This window comes from Streptomyces sp. MMCC 100 (assembly GCF_041538145.2).
Classification (GTDB): Bacteria; Actinomycetota; Actinomycetes; order Streptomycetales; family Streptomycetaceae; genus Streptomyces.
The window spans coordinates 3,308,770-3,327,106 of record NZ_JBGORK020000001.1; the positions used below are offsets into that span (position 1 = coordinate 3,308,770).

The 18,337-nt window shown below is 73.8% G+C and carries 15 protein-coding genes; 5 read left to right on the forward strand and 10 right to left on the reverse strand.

Features of this window, described 5'->3' with window-relative positions; all coding sequences use genetic code 11:
* Window positions 1-10: 10 nt before the first annotated feature.
* Entirely contained in the window at window positions 11-2,578 is a 2,568-nt protein-coding gene (locus ABS735_RS15375; protein WP_373905607.1) for a SpoIIE family protein phosphatase, read from the reverse strand.
* Between the two features lie 258 nt (window positions 2,579-2,836).
* Between ABS735_RS15375 and ABS735_RS15380 the strand changes: the two genes are divergently transcribed.
* Window positions 2,837-4,201 (forward strand): glycoside hydrolase family 10 protein, encoded by a 1,365-nt coding sequence (locus ABS735_RS15380; protein ID WP_373905606.1) that lies wholly within the window; start codon window positions 2,837-2,839, stop codon window positions 4,199-4,201.
* 216 nt (window positions 4,202-4,417) lie between these two features.
* Window positions 4,418-4,846: an ATP-binding protein gene (locus tag ABS735_RS15385; RefSeq protein ID WP_373905605.1), complete on the forward strand. Its 429-nt coding sequence runs from the start codon at window positions 4,418-4,420 to the stop codon at window positions 4,844-4,846.
* Between the two features lie 5 nt (window positions 4,847-4,851).
* Here the strand turns inward: ABS735_RS15385 and ABS735_RS15390 are convergent, their stop codons facing one another.
* Window positions 4,852-5,217 (reverse strand): STAS domain-containing protein, encoded by a 366-nt coding sequence (locus ABS735_RS15390; protein WP_373905604.1) that lies wholly within the window; start codon window positions 5,215-5,217, stop codon window positions 4,852-4,854.
* Window positions 5,218-5,388: 171 nt separating this feature from the next.
* On the opposite strand from ABS735_RS15390, the gene ABS735_RS15395 reads away from it, so the two are divergent.
* Window positions 5,389-5,667 (forward strand): hypothetical protein, encoded by a 279-nt coding sequence (locus ABS735_RS15395; RefSeq protein WP_373906208.1) that lies wholly within the window; start codon window positions 5,389-5,391, stop codon window positions 5,665-5,667.
* 127 nt (window positions 5,668-5,794) lie between these two features.
* On the opposite strand, the gene ABS735_RS15400 is transcribed toward ABS735_RS15395, so the two are convergent.
* Entirely contained in the window at window positions 5,795-7,405 is a 1,611-nt protein-coding gene (locus ABS735_RS15400; RefSeq protein WP_373905603.1) for a glycerol-3-phosphate dehydrogenase/oxidase, read from the reverse strand.
* The gene (locus ABS735_RS15405) at window positions 7,402-8,019 is read right to left on the reverse strand and encodes a TetR/AcrR family transcriptional regulator (RefSeq protein WP_373905602.1); all 618 of its coding nucleotides are present in this window, start codon (window positions 8,017-8,019) and stop codon (window positions 7,402-7,404) included. Before ABS735_RS15405 ends, ABS735_RS15400 begins: the two co-directional genes overlap by 4 nt.
* A 71-nt stretch (window positions 8,020-8,090) precedes the next feature.
* Between ABS735_RS15405 and ABS735_RS15410 the strand changes: the two genes are divergently transcribed.
* A complete protein-coding gene (locus tag ABS735_RS15410; RefSeq protein WP_373905601.1) occupies window positions 8,091-9,689 on the forward strand; it encodes an FAD-binding oxidoreductase in 1,599 nt (532 codons plus the stop codon).
* Between the two features lie 73 nt (window positions 9,690-9,762).
* Complete coding sequence (locus ABS735_RS15415; RefSeq protein WP_373905600.1) at window positions 9,763-10,644, forward strand: diacylglycerol kinase family protein; 882 nt, start codon at window positions 9,763-9,765, stop codon at window positions 10,642-10,644.
* Between the two features lie 54 nt (window positions 10,645-10,698).
* Here ABS735_RS15415 and catB read toward each other — a convergent pair whose 3' ends face one another.
* From catB to ABS735_RS15445, 6 genes are all read right to left on the reverse strand, one after another.
* A complete protein-coding gene (gene catB, locus ABS735_RS15420) occupies window positions 10,699-12,978 on the reverse strand; it encodes a catalase CatB (protein WP_373905599.1) in 2,280 nt (759 codons plus the stop codon).
* A gap of 129 nt (window positions 12,979-13,107) precedes the next feature.
* Window positions 13,108-13,335 (reverse strand): hypothetical protein, encoded by a 228-nt coding sequence (locus ABS735_RS15425; protein WP_373905598.1) that lies wholly within the window; start codon window positions 13,333-13,335, stop codon window positions 13,108-13,110.
* A gap of 218 nt (window positions 13,336-13,553) precedes the next feature.
* Window positions 13,554-15,449, reverse strand: a complete 1,896-nt coding sequence (locus ABS735_RS15430; RefSeq protein ID WP_373905597.1) for a DUF2264 domain-containing protein — start codon at window positions 15,447-15,449, stop codon at window positions 13,554-13,556.
* On the reverse strand, window positions 15,446-16,477 hold the full coding sequence (locus tag ABS735_RS15435; protein ID WP_373905596.1) for a hydroxyacid dehydrogenase: 1,032 nt from the start codon (window positions 16,475-16,477) through the stop codon (window positions 15,446-15,448). Before ABS735_RS15435 ends, ABS735_RS15430 begins: the two co-directional genes overlap by 4 nt.
* Window positions 16,474-17,337 (reverse strand): carbohydrate ABC transporter permease, encoded by an 864-nt coding sequence (locus ABS735_RS15440; protein ID WP_373905595.1) that lies wholly within the window; start codon window positions 17,335-17,337, stop codon window positions 16,474-16,476. The genes ABS735_RS15435 and ABS735_RS15440 overlap by 4 nt, the downstream gene beginning before the upstream one ends.
* Window positions 17,334-18,320 (reverse strand): carbohydrate ABC transporter permease, encoded by a 987-nt coding sequence (locus ABS735_RS15445; RefSeq protein ID WP_373905594.1) that lies wholly within the window; start codon window positions 18,318-18,320, stop codon window positions 17,334-17,336. Before ABS735_RS15445 ends, ABS735_RS15440 begins: the two co-directional genes overlap by 4 nt.
* Window positions 18,321-18,337: the final 17 nt, after the last annotated feature.

Sequence of the window (18,337 nt, forward strand, 5' to 3'; positions counted from 1 at the left end):
ACGGCCGTACTCATCCGGTGCTCCCGGGGCGGGCGCGGCGGGTGGCGAGCAGCAGGGCGATGTCGTCGGGCCGGTCCGTGGTGTGCCGGGCGGTCACGACGATCCGGTCCGCGACGCCCGCGAGGGAACGGCTCCCCGGCCGCGCGGCGGGCGCCCCGGCCCGGGCCAGCGCGAGGCGCAGGGCGGTGATCCCGTCGTCGATGTCGGTGCCGGGCCGCTCCACGAGGCCGTCCGTGTAGAGGGCGAGGACGGCACCGGGCTCCACTTCGAACTCGGTCAGTGGGTAGGGCGCGCACGGGTCCACCCCGAGCACCACCCCGCCGGGCAGGTCGAGGGTCTCGGTGCGTCCGTCCGGGTGGCGCAGCAGTGGTGGCGGGTGTCCCGCGCGGGCCGCGCAGGCCCGTCCGGTGGCGGGGTCGAGCCGGATGTAGCAGCAGCTCGCGAACAGGCCCGGGTCCAGGTCGGCCAGCAGGTGGTTGACGCCGCTCATCACCTCGTCGGGCGGACGGTCGCCGAGGGCGAAGGCGCGCACGGCGCTGCGCAGTTGCCCCATGGTGGCCGCGGCCTGCACGCCGTGCCCCTGCACGTCCCCGATGACCAGGGCCATGCCGTCCCCGGACGCCACCACGTCGTACCAGTCCCCGCCCACCTCCATCCCCTGGGTGCCGGGCAGATAGCGGCCCGCCGTCTCGAGAAGCGGGTGCGCGGGCAGCCGCCGGGGCAGCAGCACCTCCTGCAGCCCGCGGGCGAGCGCGGTCTCGGACTCGTAGCGCCGGGCCTTCTCCATGGCGTGGGCGATGAGCCCGGCGAGGGCGGTGAGCACCGTGCGCTCCTCGGCGCTGAAGCCCCGGGACCGCTCGAAGCCGAGGATGCAGGAGCCGACCGGCCGCCCGGAGGCGATCAGCGGCAGGAAGGCACGGGCGCCCTCCGTGGCGTCCAGCGGGATGCCCGGATACGCGGAGGCCAGCGCGTGCATCGAGTCGAAGAAGAGCGGCCTGCCGCTGGTCAGCGTCTCGACCCCCGGCAGCCGGGCGTCCAGCGGCACCCCCTCGAAGGGTGTGAGGAAGCCGGGCGGGAAGCCCGTCTCCCACGCCAGATGCAGATGACGGTCCTGGAGCAGATAGATGGCGAGCCGACGGCCGCCGAACGCCGACAGCAGCTCCCGTACGACCACGGCGGACACCTGGCGGGCGGTGACCGCCTCGGTGAGGGCCACGGCCAGGACGATGGGGCGGTACTCCGGTGCCGTCGTGGCGATCGGCGGAGCCGGGTCGCCCGGCTCGGGCTCGGGGGCGCCCTCGGGAACCCCGTGCTCGGGGGTGAGGCCGGCGGACGCGTCGGCCACCCGGTTGGCCGGGCGGAGCGTGGCCGTCAGGAAGTCCGGCCCGGGATACACGCAGACGGCGAGCCAGTCACCCTCGTAGGGCTGCGGCGTGGTGCGGCGGCCGGTGTCGGGCGGCCGCCGGACGTGGAAGCGGACCGGCTCCGGGGAGAGCAGGGCACCGCGCAGGTGGTCCTCGTAGGTGGCCTGGTCCAGCCAGGGCGCGGCCTCCCACAGGGAGCGGCCGAGCAGCCTCGCCCGTGGCCCGCCCAGCAACCGGGCGGCGCGGGGATTCGCGTAGACGACGGTGCCGAGGCGGTCCACGCACATGACGCCCTCGGGCAGCAGGTCGGCCGCGGCGTCGGCCACGGTGCCGGCGAAGGGGTCGAGCACGGCGCCGCGCACCGGCCCGCCGACGGGCGGTGCGGACTGCGGCCGCCACAGCTCCACCAGGCGCAGTGAACCGTCCGCGGTGCGCACGTACAAGGGCAGCCGCGGCGGCCGGCCCGCGGTGGTGTCCCGCAGCGCCGCGGCGATCCGGTGTCCGTCGTCGGGGGCCAGGACGCCGGTGAGCGTCTCGAGCGCCGCCCGGGTCCCGGCGACCTCGGCCGCGACGCCGAGCAGGGCGCACAGCGGCTCGTCGAGGGTGACGGTGCCGGAGTCCGGCTCCCAGCCGAAACTTCCGGCCCGCTGCGCGTGCCGTTGCGAGGCGGGCGGCCGCACACACAGCGGCTCGCCCTCCCAGGCGACCGGCGGCGCGTCGTGCTCGGCGTCCAGCCGCTCCAGGGCCGCGCCCAGGTCCTGCGCCAGCCCGGCCACGCGGTCCGCGCCCTCCAGCACGTCGGCGGCGTCCGGGGCGGGGGGACGCAGGACGGTCAGCACGCCGTAGGTCCGGCTCGCGCCGGCGACCGGCACGTACAGGGACCCGAAGGGGAAGGGCAGACCGGCCGCGAACTGCGGGTATCGGCGCATGGTCTCGGCGGCGTTGGGCAGCACCACGCGGACGCCCAGCCGGTAGGCGTCGGCGACCGGGAACGGGCTGTCGGTGTGCAGGCGCCACCAGGGGCGGAAGAGCTGTCCGGGCAGTCCGGTGAGGACGGCGAGCCGCAGCAGGCCGGGGGTGGGGGAACGCAGGTACACGCCGCCCACACGGCCGCCGGCCGCGCCGATCGCCCGGGTGGACGCGTCGATCAGCAGCGCCGTCAGCCGTCCGGGCATCCGGGCGGTCTGCCCCGCGTTCTCGGCGCCTGTGCTCATCGGCCCCACCTCGTCCGTGCGCCGCCGCGCGGGCGACACAGCAAGAATGCGCCACCACCCCCGGATCGCGCACGCGGTCGGGCCGCACGGGTGAGCGTGACGCGGTGGTGACGGGGCGTTGACCTCGCGGACGGGAGTCCGTAATCTCCTCCGCGACATTCGGAAATCAGTCCGAAACTTTCGACCTTCCCGGGCGAAGTTCGGCGGCTTCCGCCCTTCCGAACGGCCTCCGCACACCGATTCAAGGGACGGGATGACATGAGCATGACTTTGAGACGCCTGTCGAGAGCGGCCACCGCCGGTCTCGTGGCCGCGGCCGCGCTGACGGCCGCGGCCCACTCCGCCGAAGCCGCCGACACGCTCGGGTCCGCGGCGGCCGGCCAGGGCCGCTACTTCGGCACCGCCGTGGCGGCGAGCCACCTCGGCGAGGCCGACTACGCCGCCACGCTGGACCGCGAGTTCAGCTCGGTCACGCCCGAGAACGAGATGAAGTGGGACGCCACCGAGCCCAGTCGCGGCACCTTCACCTTCACCTCCGCCGACCGGATCGTGGACCACGCGCAGAGCCAGGGCATGGACGTGCGCGGCCACACCCTCGTCTGGCACTCCCAACTGCCCTCCTGGGTGGGCTCGCTGGGCGCCTCCGACCTGCGCACCGCGATGAACGACCACATCAAGGGCCTGATGGGCCACTACAAGGGGGAGATCCACAGCTGGGACGTCGTCAACGAGGCGTTCCAGGACGGCGGGAGCGGCGCCCGGCGCAGCTCGCCCTTCCAGGACAAGCTGGGCAACGGATTCATCGAGGAGGCGTTCCGCACCGCCCGCGCCGCCGACCCGGCCGCCAAGCTCTGCTACAACGACTACAACACCGACGGTGTCAACGCGAAGAGCAATGCCGTCTACGACATGGTCAAGGACTTCAAGTCCCGTGGCGTGCCCATCGACTGCGTCGGCTTCCAGTCCCACTTCAACAGCAACTCACCGGTCCCGTCCGACTACCGGCCGAACCTCCAGCGCTTCGCCGACCTCGGCGTGGACGTGCAGATCACGGAGCTCGACATCGAGGGCTCCGGCTCCGCGCAGGCCGCCGACTACACCGAGGTGGTCGAGGCCTGCCTCGCGGTGAGCCGTTGCACCGGCATGACCGTCTGGGGCGTCACCGACAAGTACTCGTGGCGCAGCAGCGGCACCCCGCTGCTGTTCGACGGCGACTACAACGAGAAGCCGGCCTACGACGCCGTCCTGTCCGCCCTCGGCGGCACGGGCGGCCCCGGTGACCCGAACGACCCGGGCGATCCCGGTGACCCGGGCGACGGCACCGCGAGCTGCACGGCCACGTACACCAGGACCGCGGACTGGAGCAGCGGTTACAACGGCCAGGTCACCATCACCGCGGGCAGCGAGCCGATCAGCTCCTGGACCACGACGGTCACCCTGCCCGCGCAGCAGTCCGTCTCCTCCCTCTGGAACGGCACGCCCACCTGGAGCGGCAACGTCATGACGGTGCGGCCGAGCTGGAACGGCACCCTGGCGGCCGGAGCGTCCACCAGCTTCGGGTTCACCGCGGCGAAGAACGGCAGCGACGCCGCGCCCACGGTCGGCACCTGCACCGCCTCCTGACCCGTCGATTTGTCCCACCGTTTCCGGTACCGCCCTCGTCCCGCACCGGCCGGGGGCGGTGCCGTTTCCCGCCGAGTCGGCCGGGTCCGTTCAAAAACCGGCGCGTCCGGCGGAAGTTGGGGCAAACGGATCGTGGGGAGCGCCCTGGTGCGTATCGTGAGAGCCGGGGACCTTCGCTCCCTCCACTCGGCCCCGGACCGGACGGTGAGGCTCGGTATGAATCCGGCGCACGGACCCGATACCGCGGACGGCTCCGTCGTGTCCGCGGTGGTGGAGTTCAGGGGCGGATCCGCGATGATCCCTGCCTCCAGGGACGTCGTGCAGGGCTTCGTCGCACGCCTCGCCGAGCGGGGCGTGGACCTGGCGGACACCTTCCTGGACGCCGCCCGCCTGGTCACGAGCGAACTGGTGACGAACGCGCTGCGGCACGCGCCCGGCCCCTGCCGGCTGGAGCTGACCCTGGTGGGCGACGGTGTGGAGATCGCGGTGTCGGACACGGGGGACGCGTTTCCCACGTTCCTGCCCCGTGACCCCGTGCGGGTCGGCAGGCACGGGCTGGAGATCGTGACGCGGCTGTGCGACGAGGTCATCACCAAGCCGCACGCGACGGGCAAGACGGTGTACGCGCGCCTGCCGCTGACCTGACCCCGTCAGGCGGTCAGGGCCTGCTCCACACTCGGGTAGCAGGGGATGAGCGCGTCGACGCCCACCAGCCGCAGCACGCGTTCGACGGCGTCGCGCGGCGCGGCGAGCCGGAACCAGACCCCCCGGGACTCGGCGGCCCGGTGCGCGGAGATGAGTACGTTGATGCCGCTGGAGTCCAGGAACCCCACCTCGCCGAAGTCCACCACCGTGCCCGGCCCCGACTCCACCGATGCCAGCAGGACCTCGCGCAGCTGACTGCTGCCGTCCAGATCGACCTCTCCGGCGAGGATCACGAGGCTGACGCCGTCGCCCGTGGTGGTGCGGGTGATCAGCAGCCGCTCCGGTACTGCCGCTCCCTCGATCTCCGCCACGCTGCCCTCACCTCTCGTGTGCCGCATATGCCCGGCCGTCGTCGGTGGCTTGATGTTAAGGCCCATCGCCGCTCGCGTGGACCAGTTGAGCGGACCGGAACGAATCGGCCGCAGCGGCCGTGCCGGGTTCGACGCGCGCGACGGCGCCGCGCTGACTACGGTCGAAGTGTGGTGGCACACACATTCGAGGAGCTCGTGCACAAGCGCCGCGCGGCGGACCTGGCACAGCACCGGGTCGAGGAGCTGCGCGACTCGTACGGGCCACCCACGCAGCATCAGTGGACCCCGCGGCAGTCGGACACCTATGAGACGGCCGTACGGGCCTGGCGCGACCTGGACCGGGACGCGCGGACCGCGATGACGGAGTACGTCAAGGAGGGAGGTCAGTCCCGGCACAAGATCGAGGCGAAACTCCGCAGGGCCGTCCAGGAGGACGACCGCAACACCTGACCGGGCAGGCGCCCGCTCTCCGGGCCGCCTGCCGCTCCGGCCGAGTCCGCTCGGCCGGCCCGCCCGGCTCGGCGCCCCAGCCCGCGAGCCGGGCGGCTGCCGTGCCGGCCGGGAGCCGCGGCCGGCTTCAGCCCCGGTCCGCCGTGAGCTCGCCGCTCTCGCCGCTCTCGCCGATCTCGGCGACGAGGCCGTGCACGGCGTTCAGGGCCGCCGCGCGGTCCTCGGGGACCAGGCCGATGCGGGTGCGCCGGTCGAGCAGGTCGGCCTCGTCGAGGGCGCCCTCGTGGCGCAGGGCCCACACCAGTTCCGCCCCGGTGACGGGGTGGTCCGGCAGTACGCGCTCGGCGAGGCGGGGATCCCGGGCGGCGAGGGCCTGGACGGCCGGGGCCTCGGTGCCGTAGCGGGATATCAGGCGGCGTGGCGCCCGCAGTCCGGCCAGGGCGTGCGGGGTGGCCGCGCCGACCAGGGGCAGCGCGGCCGTGGGGGACGGGCCGGCGGCCAGGCCGCGGGCGGCGACGGCGGCGTCCACGGCGTCCTCGGCCATGCGCCGGTACGTGGTGAGCTTGCCGCCGACCACGGTGATCACGCCCTCGGACGAGGTGAGCACGGCGTGCCGGCGGGAGACGTCCGCCGTGCGGGGCCCGGCGCCGGGCCGGCCCGAAGGCGTGGTGTCGAGCAGGGGGCGCAGACCCGCGAAGGCGCCCACCACGTCCTCGCGGTGGACCGGCATCTCCAGTACCGAGCCGAGCACGTCGAGCAGGAAACCGACGTCGGTCTCGGGCACCTCCGGCACGTCCGGGACGTCCCCGTCCACGGGCTCGTCGGTGAGGCCCACGTAGACCCGGCCGTCGCCCTGGGGCAGGACGAGGACGAAGCGGTTGGTCTCCCCGGGGATCGGCACGTGCAGGCCCGCCGGGAGCGGACCGAGGTGCTCGGAGCGCAGGACGAGGTGGGTGCCGCGGGAGGGGCGGATGCGGATGCCGTCCACGAGGTCGCCGGCCCACACCCCGGAGGCGTTGACCACCGCGCGGGCCCGTATCACGCCCTCCTCGCCGGTCAGCTCGTCGCGCACGCGGGCGCCGGACCCGGTCAGCTCCAGCGCCCTGACCCGGGTCAGGATCCGCGCACCGCGGGCCGCGGCGGTCCGGGCCAGCGCCGTCACCAGCCGGGCGTCGTCGGTGAGCCGGCCGTCCCAGGACAGCAGACCCCCGCGCAGCCGGTCGGAGCGCAGCGCCGGGGCGAGGTGGCGGGTCTCCACGGCGGACAGGCGCCGCGGCGCGGGCAGCGTGGCCCGTGCGGTGCGCGCCGCGAGGCGCAGGGTGTCCCCGGCCCGGAAGCCGGCCCAGGCCAGCGCACCCTGGCCGCGGGAGACCAGGGGGGTGAGCGGCAGTACGAAGGGCTGGGCGCGCACCAGGTGGGGCGCCGTGCGCTCCATCAGCACCCCGCGCTCCACCGCGCTCTCGTGGGCGACGTCGAGCTGGCCGGAGGCGAGGTAGCGCAGACCGCCGTGGATGAGCTTGGAGCTCCAGCGGGAGGTGCCGAAGGCCAGGTCGTGGGCGTCCACCGCGACGACGCTCAGGCCGCGGGCGGCGGCGTCCAGGGCGGCGCCGGCCCCGGTCGCGCCGAGACCGACGACCAGGACGTCCACGACGGGACCGCCCACCGCCTCGGTGAGTTCGCGCGAGCGCCGTGCGGCGGACAGGGAGGCTCCGGCGGCGGGGCTGTCGGTGGGGCTCATGGCGTGAGGGTCCTCTCCAGGATGGTGCGCAGCTCCGCGAGGAGGGCCGCGGGGGTCAGCTCGGCGTCGTCCTCGTCGGTCATGGTCCGCAGCGACAGGGCGAAGGACTGGACGACCAGCAGCACCGACCGTGCCTGCCGCCCGGTGTGCATCCTGCGTACCGACCCGTCGGCGTGGCCCTCCTCCAGCGCGTCCGACAGCAGCTCCAGCAGAGCCTCCTGGCTCGCCCCGCGCCGGTCGAGGACGTAGGGCAGGAGCAGCTCCGGATCGACGTCGACGATCTTGCGGAAGAGGGGGTGGGCGCGGAACGCCTCCACCCCGGTCACGAGGCCGTCGACGATGCGGGGGCGGGTGCCGGTGTCCTGCCGTGGTCCGGGGACGGCGCCGGTGGCCACCGCGATCCACTCCCGGGTCATCAGATCGCCGACCAGGGACCGCACGTCCGGCCAGCGCCGGTACAGCGTCATCCGGGAGACGCCGGCACGGCGGGCGACGTCGGTCATCGTCGTGCGGCGCACCCCGACGGCCATCACGCAGTCGCGCACGGCGTCCAGCACCGTGTCGTTGTCGGCGGGGGTCTGCCTGCTCGAGTGGTTGTGACGATTGGGCGTCATGTGTCACAGTGTAACGCCCAGCGGGGCGGTGCGGACGGCATCCCTCGAAGCGACCGTGAGGACGACAGGCAATGGACATGCTGTGGAACGGCTGGGGCGACCCGGCCAGGGCGACGCCGCTGCCCGACACAGTGACCGGGCTGCTGCGCGAACTGCTCGGCGTCACACCCCGCGACGCCGCCGCGCTCCCGCTGAAGGAGATCGCCGTACCGGAGTCACCGCTGGGCGAGGCCGCCCGGAGTGCGCTGGAGGCGGCCGTCGGGGGCCGTGCGGACGACGTGCGCACGGACGCGGAGAGCCGCATCCGGCACACCCGCGGCAAGTCCACCCCCGACCTGCTGCGGATGCGGACCGGCGACACCACCGACGCCCCGGCCGCCGTCGTCCTCCCGGACGGCCACGACGAGGTCCTGGCCGTGCTGGCCGCCTGCGCGGAGCACGGTCTGGCGCTCGTCCCGTTCGGCGGCGGCACCTCCGTCGTCGGCGGCCTCGCCCCCGGGCGCGACGGCGCCTTCGTCGCCCTCGACCTGCGCCGCATGAACCGCCTGCTCGACCTGGACGAGGTCTCCCGCACCGCCACCCTCCAGCCCGGCCTGCGCGCCCCCGAGGCCGAGGCACTGCTCGCCGAGCACGGGTACACCCTCGGCCACTTCCCCCAGTCCTACGAGTGGGCCACCGTCGGCGGCTTCGCCGCGACCCGCTCCAGCGGACAGGCCTCCGCCGGCTACGGCCGCTTCGACGAGATGGTCCTCGGCCTCACCCTCGCCACCCCCTCGGGCACCCTCGACACGGGCCGCGCCCCACGCTCGGCCGCCGGACCCGACCTGCGCCAGCTCGTCCTGGGATCCGAGGGCGCCTTCGGCGTCATCACCTCCGTCACCGTACGGGTGCGGCCCGTGCCCCGGGTCCGCCGCTACGAAGGCTGGCGCTTCGCCTCCTTCGAGCAGGGCGCCACGGCCCTGCGCCGGCTCGCCCAGGACGGCCCGCGCCCCACGGTGCTGCGCCTGTCCGACGAGACCGAGACCCTGATCGGCCTCGCCCAGCCCGACGCCATCGGCGCTTCTCTGGAGCACCAGGACGCCGGATGCCTCGCGGTCGTCGGCTTCGAGGGCACCGAGGAGGACACCGCGCACCGCCGCGAGGGCGCCGCCGCCGTCCTGCGCGAGAGCGGCGGCACCTTCGCGGGCGAGGAACCGGGGGAGCGCTGGGCCCACGGCCGCTACTCGGCGCCGTACCTGCGCGACTCGCTGCTCGACGCCGGCGCGCTCGCCGAGACCCTGGAGACGGCGGCCTACTGGTCCCGCCTCCCCGCCCTCTACGCCGCCGTCCGCGAGGCGCTCACCGCCACCCTCACCGAGGCCGGCACCCCGCCCCTGGTCATGTGCCACATCTCGCACGTCTACGAGAACGGCGCCTCCCTCTACTTCACGGTCGTCTCCGCCCAGGGCGAGGACGCCGTGGCGCACTGGGCCCGGGCCAAGCACGCCGCCAACGAGGCGATCCTCGCCGCGGGCGGCACCATCACCCACCACCACGCGGTGGGCACCGACCACCGCGACTGGTACGTCCGGGAGGCGGGCCCCCTCGGTGTCGGAGCCCTGCGCGCCGTCAAGCGGAGCCTGGACCCCGCAGGGCTGCTCAGCCCGGGCGTCCTGCTGCCCGTGGACTGACCCCGGCGAACGGCACGCGCCCAACCCCGTGAGACAACAGTCCGGCACCACCCGTCAGCCCGGAGGCACATCGATGCGACAGTTCACCGCCGTCGTCAACCCCACCGCGGGCGGCGCCACCTCGGCCGCCGCGCTGCTCGGGGTGGCCCGGCTGCTGCGGGAGGCGGGGGCCGGGCTGGAGACCGAGTACAGCCACAGCCTCGCGCACGCCCGCGAACTCGCCCGGCAGGCCGGGGAGCGGGGCCGCGTGGTGCTCGCCGTCGGCGGTGACGGCATGGCGGGCGGGATCGGCGGCGCCCTCAGCGGTACCGGCACCGTGCTCGGGCTCGTCCCGGCCGGACGCGGCAACGACTTCGCCCGGGCACTGAGGCTGCCCACCGAGCCGGCCGAACTGGCCGAGGTGCTGCTGCACGGCGACCCCCGCCCCGTCGACACCGTCGAGGTCACCTCCGCCGTCCACGACCGCACCGTGGTCCTCGGCAGCGTGTACGCCGGTGTCGACGCGCTCGCCAACCGGCACGCCAACACCACGCGCCTGCTGCGGGGGGCCGCCTCCTACTACGCGGGGGCGGTGCGGGCCGTCGCGGGCTGGCGCGCGACGCGCTACCGCGTCACGGTCGACGGCGAGGAGCACGCCTTCACCGGCTACACGGCGGTGGCCGCCAACTCCGGCTACTACGGCTTCAACCGCCTCATCGCCCCTTCCGCCCGCGTGGACGACGGCCTGCTCGACGTGGTGATGATCCACGAGGCGCCGCGGCGGCTGTTCTTCGCCCTGATGAACGAACTGTCGACGGGCGCCCACGTCCACCGGCCCCAGGTCCGGGTCCTGCGCGGCCGGGAGGTCCGCATCGAGGCGGACCGGGCGATACCCTACGGCGCCGACGGCGAGGTCGAGGCCGTCGTACCCGTCACGGCCAGGGTGCTGCCCGGCGCGCTGCGCGTCCTGTGCTGAACACACCAGGGGGCCGGGCACCGACGTCGGTGCCCGGCCCCGCGGTCCGGTGGATCAGCCCCGCGGTGTGGTGAAGCGTTCCCACACCCGGTGCGAGCCCATCAGCTCCGTGACCCGCTCCAGGGCGGCGGTGCCGGAGTCGGCGACGACCACACCCGGAGCGTCGGTGGGCACCCCCGACGCCTCGAGCGCCGGCGTGCCGCCGGCCCAGACACCGATCGCCTTGCCGTGCCGGAACGCCTCCGACAGCAGCAGAGTCACCCGCGGGTCGACCGTCCCCGGCCCCGCGGGCGCCGGACCCGCCTTGTAGTCCCGCGGGGTGTAGGCGTCGCCGCCCATGTCGGGCGTCCCCGCGATCAGCACCGCGTCGAACTCGACCGACCGCGCGGTGACATAGCTGCGCTGCACGGTCAGCGCGGCGTCGCCGGAGCCGAGGGTGCCGCCGGTCGGCGCCACGATCAGCGGCACCATCCCGGCGCTCAGCACCGCCTCCCGCACGGCCGCCACGCCTTCCAGGTCCGCGCCGCCGGTCACGATGCCGACGACCCTGCCGTCCAGCGGCCAGGTACGGCCCACCTGGGACAGCGCCGGGCTGGGCTCGACGTCGGCCAGGGGCACGGTCGGCTCCGGGACAGGCAGGCCGAGGCCCTCGGCGACGCCCGCGCACAGCTCGGGGTCGATGTTGGCCAGGACCTGGAGCGTCCGCTCCCGGATCGCCTGCTCGTAGCACTTGCCCAGCTCGAACGTGTAGGCGCCGATGATGTGCTCGCGCTCCACCGGGCTCATGCTCAGCCAGAAGCGGCGCGGCTGGCTGAAGTGGTCCGCGAACGACTCCGGCGCCTCACGGACCTTCCTCCCCTCCGGCACCCGCACCGGAGCCTCGATGAACGCGCTCGTGTCCGCGCCCGCGGTGAACGGGCAGCCGCCGTCGAGGGAGTTGGGCCGGTAGGGCGCCACGCCCCGGTGCACGGCCGTCTGGTGCATGCCGTCGCGCAGCATGTCGTTGACCGGCGCCTGCGGCCGGTTGATCGGCAGCTGCGGGAAGTTGGGGCCGCCCAGACGGGTGATCTGCGTGTCCAGGTACGAGAACAGCCGCCCCGCGAGCAGCGGGTCGTCGGTGACGTCGATACCCGGTACGAGGTGCCCGACGTGGAAGGCGATCTGCTCGGTCTCGGCGAAGAAGTTGGACGGGTTGCGGTTCAGGGTCAGCAGCCCGACCGGCTGCACCGGCGCCAGCTCCTCCGGCACGATGTTGGTCGGGTCCAGCAGGTCGATACCCTCGAACGTCTGCTCCGGGTTGTCGGGGAAGGTCTGGATGCCCAGCTCCCACTGCGGGTACGCGCCCGCCTCGATGGCGTCGGCGAGGTCCCGGCGGTGGAAGTCCGGGTCGACGCCGTTGATGAGCTGCGCCTCGTCCCAGACCAGCGAGTGCACGCCCAGCTTGGGCTTCCAGTGGAACTTCACCAGCGTCGTGGCGCCCTCGGCGTTCACCAGCCGGAAGGTGTGGACGCCGAAGCCCTCCATCATCCGGTAGGAGCGCGGGATGCCCCGGTCGCCCATGAAGAAGATGGTGTGGTGGGTCGCCTCGGTGTGCAGCGACACGAAGTCCCAGAAGGTGTCGTGGGCGCTCTGCGCCTGCGGGATCTCCCGGTCGGGGTGCGGCTTCACGGAGTGCACGACGTCCGGGAACTTGATGGCGTCCTGGATGAAGAAGACCGGGATGTTGTTGCCGACCAGGTCGAAGACGCCCTCACTGGTGTAGAACTTCGTCGCGAACCCGCGCGTGTCCCGCACGGTGTCCGACGACCCGCGCGAGCCGACCACCGTGGAGAACCGCGTGAACACCGGCGTCTCCACGTCCGCGGCCAGGAACCCGGCCTTGGTCACCGAGGCCGCCGTGCCGTAGCTCTGGAACACCCCGTGCGCGCCAGCGCCCCGGGCGTGCACCACGCGCTCCGGAATGCGCTCGTGGTCGAAGTGCATGACCTTCTCGCGCAGATGGTGGTCCTGCAGCAGTACGGGACCGCGCGGCCCGGCCTTCAGCGAGTGGTCGGTGTCGTACAGGCGAGTCCCCTGGGCGTCCGTCAGGTAGCTGCCGGACTGCGCCACCCGGGCCTGGTCGGCGCCGGTGGGCTGACCGGTCGGCGACACCGTGTCCGGGCCGGTCTGGTCCGGCTTCGGGGGCAGCGGCTCGCGGGGTTCGGTGGGTTCGGCGACGGGGGGCGACTCGGGGCTGGGCCTGCCGGGTACGCCGTCCGGCGGACCGCCGGCCTCGCCGTGCAGGCCCTCGGTCACCTTACGGGCCACTCGCTTGAGGGGGTTGGCCTCGCTCATCAGCCTTTCTCCGTTCTGGGCGGGCCGCTGCACGCGCCCGTTCGTGTTCGAGTACCGACTGCCGTGGTGGGCCGTGACCGCGTACCCAGCGTTCGGGACTCAAGGCATGGGTACACGGAGGCGGTTGGCTCAGATGATGGTTTGTCCGTCGTGGATGCCGCCCCGGCAGAGCTTCGTGAAGGAGTCGGCCCCCTCCCCGTCCGCCGAGATGATGATCACTCCGCCGCCCTGGATGCACTCGGTCGCCGTCACTTCGCCCGGAAGGTCCGGGGAGCGGAGCACTGCGGCCTCCGCTCCAGCGGCGCACAGGACCCACACGGCCAGGGCCGTGATCACGGTGCACGACGACTTGCGCATGGAGACGGCTCCTTCTCACGGGTGCCGTTCCAGCGTCACCGGCCCGGGCGCGGCGCGCCACCGGGGGCGTGCGCACGGGGGAGCGGGCACAGGGGAGCGAGCGCGGGGCAGCGGGCCGGTGGGGGAGGGCGCACGGGGAGAGCGCGCACGGGGAGAGCGCGCACGGCGAGGGCTCCGACCGCGACCGCGGATCGGAGCCCTCGAAGCGTCGTACCGAACTAGCCCTCCGTGTGCGTCACCCCCACCGGCCCGAACGAGACCCGGGTGCGGGCGCCGTCGGCCGACCAGACCACCTCCACGGCGTCCCCACCGGGCGCCACCTCCGCGACCGCGTCGGCCACCGGGACGTTCACCGGTTCACCGGTCAGCGCGGCCAGGCTGACGTGCACGGAGGTGCCGCCCGCCGCGCCGGACAGCCGGGGCACCTCCGCCCACGGCACATACGCGGTGCCCTGCGGGGCGCGCACGGTCTCCGCCCCGGGCTCCCAGCCGTAGAGGCCGTGCAGCGCGGAGGTCACGGGCTCCTCGGGACCGGTGGCCCACCCGGTGTGCGTGACCCGCGCCCCGGGCGGCGCCCCGACGACCCGGTGCACCCGCAGCTCGTACTGCCCCCGGGCCACCGTCACGCTCTCCACCCGCAGCCCCGGCACCATCGGCGGTCCGTCCACGAAGACGGGCCGGTGCCAGGACGCCGCCCAGCCCCAGCCGGCGCCGTCGCCCGCTCCCAGCGGATGGACGCGGCGCCGCACACTGGACCGGCCGTTCACCTCGACCGACAGGTGGTTGTCCGCCACGTTCTCCCGCGCCGTGGGACCCGTCCGGGTCGAGTAGGCCTGCCGGCCGTAGTGCGGGTCGTCGTCGGCCGCCGACTCGCCCTCGTGCGGCCGGACGTGGTCGCTGCCGTGGTTGTGCAGCCGTACGATCCCGTCGCCGCGGGTCGCCTGCACCAGCAGCCCCGGCGCGGACAGGGCCAGGACGCGGTCGGCCTCCTCGACCGGCGCGGGCTCCTCCGCCGCCGTCCACAGCGGGTGGTCCGCCGGGGCGAGGAGCGAGACGAACGCCTTCGACGCCCAGTACGGGGAGGCCGGGCCCGAGTACGGCTGCAGGGTCGCCTCGTGCGGACCGTACCAGCCCAGGCCGAGCAGCCCCTCGTCGGTCAGCGCCCCGCGGTCCACGAAGTACCGCAGGCTGCCGCTCACCAGCCGCCGCGAGGCACCCGGCGTCAGCGGGGTGTGCCCGGTCAGCGCGCCCAGGCCCACGGCCGCCGACGCGGCGAAGCGGTAGGTGAGCGAACGGCCGAAGTGCAGCGGCGCCCCGTCGGCCCCGAACATCAGGGCGAAGCCGTCGAGGTGGGCGCGCAGCCGGTCCCCGTAAAGGGCAAGGGCCCCAATGTCGCCGCCGAGGTGGGCGTCGAGCACCGGGTACAGGTGCAGCGCCCAGCCGTTGTAGTGGTCGAAGGCGCGTCCGTCGCCGTCGGCGTACCAGCCCTCGCCCCGGTACCAGCCCTCCATCAGCCCCAGCGCCCGCTCCCTGGCCGCGGCCGTCTCCGCGTCGCCGCGGCCGACCGACTCCAGGAACCCGGCGACCGTGTACGGGAACAGGTACCAGTTGTTCGGCGCCGGCACGTGCCGCAGCGCCCCGCGCAGCCACTCCTCCACCCGGTCCTGGACCCCGGAGTCGAGGTTCTTCCACAGCCACGGTGCGGTCAGCCGCAGCCCCAGCGCCACCGAAGCCGACTCGACCATGGGCTGGCCCTGCACGTCGTGGTCGAGGATCAGCGGCCAGGACTCGGTGTCGTCGCGACCGGGGGAGCGGGTGCCCGAGGCGAGGCCCTCCGCGTAGCGGTCCAGCCAGCCGTGCGGATCCTCGCCGCCCGCGCCCGCGACGCGGAAGCCCGCCGCGAGGAACGTCCGCGCGAAACCCTCCAGACCGTCGGAGCGCACACCCGAGCGCGAGGGCCGTCCCGGCAGGTCGAGCAGGGCGCGGCCCGGGGTGCTCCAGCGCCACGCGGCCCACAGCAGCCCGTCCGCGACGGCCTCCCAGTGGGCCCGGGTGTAACCGGTGTACGGGCTCGACGCACGGTCCTCGGTGGGCAGTTCGAACGGGATGCTCATGCCAGGAACGCCAGCCTTTCGCGTCGTACGGGATGGAGAAAGCCGGAACCGGACGCCCAGCGGGTCGTCTCGGCGAGGGCGAGATCGGCCAGCCGGCGCCACTCGTTGCCCTCGGAACCGGCCAGGTGCGGGGTGATCAGGGCGTGCTCGCAGTCCCACAGCGGGTGGTCCGGCGGGAGCACCTCGGGGTCGGTGACGTCCAGCACGGCCCGGATCCGGCCCGCCGCCACGGCGTCGGTGAGCGCCTCCTGGTCGACGACCGCCCCGCGGGAGGTGTTGATCAGCACCGCGTCGGCGGGCATCGCGTCGATCAGCGAACGGCTCACCAGGCCGCGGGTCGTGGGCAGCAGCGGGGTGTGCACGCTGACGGTGTCGCAGCGCGCGAACAACTCGGGCAGCCCCACGTTCTCGACGCCCAGCCCGGCGGCCTCCGCGTCCGTGACGTACGGGTCGTGCAGGAGGACCTCGACGTCGTGCGGCCGCAGCAGCTCGATGACCCGGCGGCCGATCAGCGAGGCCGACAGGATGCCGACCGTGCGCCGGTAGTTGCCGACACCGCGCGAGGTGCGCAGCCAGTTGCCGCGGGTCCGGGACACCCGGAAGTCGCGGGCCCGCTCCAGCACCCGCTTGCCGCTCAGCAGGATCATGCCGAGGGTGTACTCGGCCACCGGCAGCGCGTTGGCCGCGGCGGCCGAGGAGACCTCGACGCCCCGCTCCCAGCACGCGTCCGTGACATGCCCGCGGACACTGCCCGCCGTGTGCACCACGGCCCGCAGCCGGGGCGCCGCCCGCAGCACCTCCGCGTCCAGCGGCGGACAGCCCCACCCGGTGATCAGCAGCTCCACGTCCGCCAGTACGGATCTCGCCCGCGCCGTGGACAGGTCGTCGAGCACCGGGAACGGCGCGAGGTCGCAGACCCGGCGGAACGCGGCGAGGGACTGGGGGTCGAGGACGGCCGAGGCGGCGTCCGGGGACATGGCCACGGCGGCACGGGGCCGGCGGCCGGGTCCGGGGGCGTGCACGGTCACTTGACGGCTCCGGCGGTCAGGCCGCTGCGCCAGAATCGCTGGAGCAGCACGAAGGCGAGGATGAGCGGCAGTACGGCGAGCAGCGAGCCCATGATGACCACGGGGTAGTACTCGGGCGACACGGACGCCGAACTGTTCCACTGGTACAGGCCGAGACTGACGGGATACAGGTCCTGGTCGGACAGCATCACCATGGGGAGGAAGAAGTTGTTCCAGATCGCGGTCAGCTGGAACAGGAAGACGGTGATCAGACCGGGCCCGAGCATCCTGAGCGCCACCCGGGCGTACGTGGTCAGCTCACCGGCCCCGTCGACCCGCGCCGCCTCCAGAACCTCGTCCGGCACGTAGCCCCGCGCGAAGATCCGGCCGAGGTAGACGCCGAACGGATTGAACAGCACCGGGATGAACACCGACCAGAAGGTGTTGACCAGGCCGGCCTCGGAGGCCATCAGGTACAGCGGCAGCGCGAGCACCGTCTGCGGCACCATGACCGCCGCGAGGACCAGGCCGAACAGCTTCTCCTTGTGCCGGAAGCGGTACTTGTCGAAGGCGTAGCCGCAGGCCACGCTCACCAGCGCGCCGACGGCGGCGCCGATCACCGCGTACAGCAGGCTGTTGACGTACCAGCGGCCGTACAGCCCGCCGTCCATGGCGAACAGGTCCCCCAGGTTCTGGAGGAGCGAGAAGTCGCTCAGGGACAGCAGGTCGCTGCTGAACAGCGCGTCGCGGTTCTTCGTCGAGGCCAGCACCAGCCACAGCACCGGCAGCAGTGTGTAGAGGACGGAGACCGCGACGACCACGTTGACGGTGGCCCGGCCCAGCAGCTTCGGGCGGAGCAGGGAGCTGTCGGCGGCGCTCATCGGGCCTCCTCGGAGTCGGCGCGGCCGGTGAAGCGGGTGACGCCGTAGGACAGGGCGATGGTGCACACCAGCAGGACCACCGAGGCGGCCGCCGCGAGGCTGTAGTTGTTGCGGGTGAAGGCCGCGTCGTAGATGTACATGCTGGGCGAGAAGCGCGAGTTGATCATCGGGGAGGACTGGCTGAGCAGCATCGGCTCGGTGAACAGCTGGAGCGCCCAGATCAGGGTGAAGATCGAGACCATCACGATGGAGGCCCGCACCAGGGGCGTCTTGACCTGGAGCGCCGTGCGCACCGGTCCCGCGCCGTCGACGACGGACGCCTCGATCACCTCGCGCGGCACGGCCTGGAGCGCGGCGTAGAAGACCACCATGTTGTAGCCGAGGTTGCTCCACAGGGCGATGTTCACGATGGACGGGATCACCGTGTGCACGCCCAGGAAGTCGATCGTGATGTCGCCCTTCGCGAACAGCTCGATCACCGGGCTGATGCCGGGCGTGTACAGGTACAGCCAGATCAGCGCCGCGATGATGCCGGGCACCGCGTGCGGCAGGAACAGACCGAGCTGGGCGAAGGCGCGCAGCCGGACCACGCCGGAGTCGAGGAGCAGGGCGAGGGCGAGCGCGCCGACGACCATCAGCGGGATGTAGATCAGGCAGTACAGGGCGACCGTGCCGAGCCCGCCGAGGAAGGTGGGGTCGGTGAGGACGGCCGCGTAGGAGCGCAGCCCGACGAAGACCGTGCGCTCGGGGCCGAAGCCGAGGCCGGGCTGGTCGTCGCTGAAGAAACTGAGGTGGACGGCGGTGCCGACGGGAATGAGGAAGACGGTGACCAGCAGGGCGAAGAACGGTGTCATGAGGACGCCGGCGGCGGTCAGTTGACGGCGCTTGGCCGCTCTGCGGGCCCGCAGGCCCGAGGCGGAGGGTGCCGGGGAGGCGGCGCGGACGGCGCCGGCCGGCACCCGTGAGCGGGTGGTCGTGGTCATGGGTGTGTCACCTGCCT

Coding starts and splice junctions, on each gene's coding strand:
- ABS735_RS15375 (WP_373905607.1), bottom strand. CDS start 2,578: ATGAGCACAGGCGCCGAGAACGCGGGGCAGACCGCCCGGATGCCCGGA.
- ABS735_RS15380 (WP_373905606.1), top strand. CDS start 2,837: ATGAGCATGACTTTGAGACGCCTGTCGAGAGCGGCCACCGCCGGTCTC.
- ABS735_RS15385 (WP_373905605.1), top strand. CDS start 4,418: ATGAATCCGGCGCACGGACCCGATACCGCGGACGGCTCCGTCGTGTCC.
- ABS735_RS15400 (WP_373905603.1), bottom strand. CDS start 7,405: ATGAGCCCCACCGACAGCCCCGCCGCCGGAGCCTCCCTGTCCGCCGCA.
- ABS735_RS15405 (WP_373905602.1), bottom strand. CDS start 8,019: ATGACGCCCAATCGTCACAACCACTCGAGCAGGCAGACCCCCGCCGAC.
- ABS735_RS15410 (WP_373905601.1), top strand. CDS start 8,091: ATGGACATGCTGTGGAACGGCTGGGGCGACCCGGCCAGGGCGACGCCG.
- ABS735_RS15415 (WP_373905600.1), top strand. CDS start 9,763: ATGCGACAGTTCACCGCCGTCGTCAACCCCACCGCGGGCGGCGCCACC.
- catB (WP_373905599.1), bottom strand. CDS start 12,978: ATGAGCGAGGCCAACCCCCTCAAGCGAGTGGCCCGTAAGGTGACCGAG.
- ABS735_RS15425 (WP_373905598.1), bottom strand. CDS start 13,335: ATGCGCAAGTCGTCGTGCACCGTGATCACGGCCCTGGCCGTGTGGGTC.
- ABS735_RS15430 (WP_373905597.1), bottom strand. CDS start 15,449: ATGAGCATCCCGTTCGAACTGCCCACCGAGGACCGTGCGTCGAGCCCG.
- ABS735_RS15440 (WP_373905595.1), bottom strand. CDS start 17,337: ATGAGCGCCGCCGACAGCTCCCTGCTCCGCCCGAAGCTGCTGGGCCGG.
- ABS735_RS15445 (WP_373905594.1), bottom strand. CDS start 18,320: ATGACCACGACCACCCGCTCACGGGTGCCGGCCGGCGCCGTCCGCGCC.